This is a genomic window from Pseudomonas sp. GW821-FHT09C09 (assembly GCF_059418105.1).
The window spans coordinates 1-1,197 of sequence record NZ_JBWKPF010000017.1 but is presented as its reverse complement, the minus strand read 5'-3'; the positions used below and the strand labels follow the sequence as shown (position 1 = coordinate 1,197).

Annotated in this window: 1 protein-coding gene; it reads right to left on the bottom strand. The window is 64.8% G+C overall.

Annotated elements, in window-relative coordinates:
• Positions 1–1,197 (bottom strand): DUF2345 domain-containing protein (locus tag AC07NR_RS29085; protein ID WP_495080001.1); only part of this gene is annotated, 1,197 nt, incomplete at both ends.

Here is a 1,197-nt window from a genome sequence, read left to right as displayed (position 1 = left end):
AAGCCCTTGGCATCGAGCTTGCCCTTGATGCTTTTGCCCAAGGCATCGATGACTTCGTAATCGCCGTCCTTGATGCCCTGACGCCCCGCGTACTGGTTGAACAATTCGAGGTTGCCCTTGCCCGGTTTCGGCGGTTCAGGGAACACGCCGGCCAGGGATTTCGCCCCGGTGTAGGCGAAGTTCGCCGCGTGGGCGGTGTACGGGCCGCTGGTGGCGTGGGTGATGCCGCCGGCGTTGTAGGTCGTGGCGCTGCCGCCGCCCTGGATCACCAGTTCGGTCTTGGCGGTGATGGTGATGCGGTCGGCGTTGGCGGTGATGTTGAGTTTGGCCAGCAGGTTGATGCTGTCCTTGAGCGCCTTGACGTCGATGTCGCCGGAGGCTGCCACCAGCCGCCAGCCCATGCTTTGCACGAACAGGCGCATGCCGCGACTGGCGCTGGCCAGCAGGCGTTTGCCGATGGAAAAACTGGTGTGCCCGGTGCTGCTCAGCGCCAGGTGTTCGCCGGTGGCGATATGGCTGGAGCGCGGTGTGGTCAGGGCGATGCCGGCGGGACTGGCGAGTACCAGATGCGGTTCGGTGAACTCGGGGAATTCGTTGGCGGTGAGGTTTGCAGGTCCCGAGCCGAGTACGCCTTGATGCTGCGCGTGCAACGCCTTGGCCACGTCGTCCTGATCGCCCGCCTCTTGAGCTTGCAGCTCTTTGGCCTGCGTGGCGAAACCGTCCTGCTGATCGCTGGCGGTGGCCAGACGTTCGGCGGTTTCCGGCAGGTCCTTGTGGTGTTTGGATTCGTTCGGGCGCGGCTCGGTGGTGATCAGCAGGCCAGCACCGGCACGCACCGCGCCGTGGCGGTCGGTGCGCAGTTCGAAACCTTCGCCGCGTGGCTGGCCGCCGCTCGGGCGCGGATGGGTCAGGTAACCGAGGTTGATCGCACTCGCGCCGTGATCACTGCGCAGCGCGATGCTGATCTCGCTGGTGGTGTCGTCGATGCGCAGTTCGTTGGCGCGGCTGCCCTTGTATTCCTTGCTCTTGACCGTGGCCAGGGTCTTGAAGTCCGGCAGTTTGTACGGCGGCAGGTTGGCGCCGTGGTACAGGCAACCGGTGATCAGCGGCTGGTCGGGATCGCCTTCGAGGAAGGTGATCAGCACTTCCATGCCGACCCGCGGAATGTTGATCGAGCCAAAGGTTTCGGCGGCCCAA